This is a genomic window from Oleiphilus sp. HI0061 (assembly GCF_001635675.1).
Genome location: NZ_LWFE01000020.1, coordinates 1 through 1,352, shown reverse-complemented (window position 1 = coordinate 1,352; position 1,352 = coordinate 1). Strand labels below are relative to the sequence as shown.

Genomic DNA, 1,352 nt, shown 5'->3' with positions numbered 1-1,352 from the left:
ACCGTACCAATGCGCTCACCCTCATCATTAACAATCGGGTTAACAACAAGGTTTAGATTACGACCACCCACCACAATATCTGCAGAGTATTCAGCAGTCATCCGTTCTATCATGCCACGCTGGTGCGCTGGATTATTATGGAATATGTCTATATTACTGCCAATAATCTTATCAACAGCAAAATTGCTTAGCTCTGCTTGAATATCCTTCTCGGCATTGCGCAAAGTATCAACAACCGCATCATTCATATAAATAATATTAAGCTGGTCATCTGCAACCATAACGTTTGCAGAAACGCTATCAAGCGCCTGCTTCATACGTGCATTTTCGTTGGCTATGCGACGCTCTTCTTCCGTGCGTTTCAGCTCTTCAGTGATATCGTTCCATTCAATTACTGTTCCTAAACGCTCGCTTTGGTCATTAATCACCGGCGTTGCCATTAGGTCAAACACTCTTCCGCCCGTTTTCATTCGACTCTTCTGCGTGCCGTTAAGGTTTTCTATCACCGCACGCTGATGACTTGGATCTTTATACAAAACATCTGCACTTGCGCCTAACAAGTTATCCGCATCAAAGTTTGGTAAATCACTCCGTAAGTCTGCTTCAGCGTCTTTGAACATCTTCTGAACCGACGCGTTCAGATAGATAATATCCATGCGGTCATCTGCCAACATGACATTGGTATTACAGACATCAAGGGCTTGCTTAATTCGGCTACCTGAATTCGCAATCGCGATCGCTTCTTCTACTTCAAAGCCCATTTTTATCTGCATCGATTTAAGTGAGCACATCAAGGCCGTTAATTCATTATTGCCGCTGACATGGATGTCTTCACGGTAATTGCCACTTGCGAAATGCAGAAAGTGACATTCAAAAAGACCTGGGTAATTTCAACGTCAATACCTTGTTAGGAAGCAGTATTGATGTCTTCCATAAGAACCCCTCGCATCAGAAACAATTGTTAGAGAGCCTGACGAGTGAGTATTCGGCAAGTCTGAATATTGGTGGCCGTAATATGGACTTGGTTGTGAACCCTATTACAAACGACGATAACGAACGTATTGGTACGGTTGTTGAGTGGGCTGACCGAACTAACGAAGTCGCTATCGAACAAGAAATCGACCGACTTGTTTTTGCGGCGGCAAATGGTGATCTGTCCAAGCGTCTGGACCCTGAAGGTAAAACAGGCTTCTTTGCTAAGTTAGCAGAAGGTTTGAACCAGACTGTTGGAAGTGCAGACTCCTTCTTAGCTGATGTGGGTGAAGTTCTGTCTGCATTATCAGAGGGTGATTTGACCAAGACAATTAGCAGTGAATACCGAGGATCTTTCGGTAAGGTTAAGACAGATGTGA

Annotated in this window: 1 protein-coding gene and 1 pseudogene; one reads left to right on the top strand and one right to left on the bottom strand. The window is 43.9% G+C overall.

Going from position 1 to position 1,352, the window contains the following annotated elements; all coding sequences use genetic code 11:
- Positions 1-761 (bottom strand): PAS domain-containing protein (locus A3735_RS00390; protein WP_197485545.1); only part of this gene is annotated, 761 nt, incomplete at its 3' end.
- A gap of 86 nt (positions 762-847) precedes the next feature.
- Between A3735_RS00390 and A3735_RS00385 the strand changes: the two are divergent.
- A pseudogene (locus tag A3735_RS00385) lies at positions 848-1,352 on the top strand (chemotaxis protein); the annotation flags it as partial.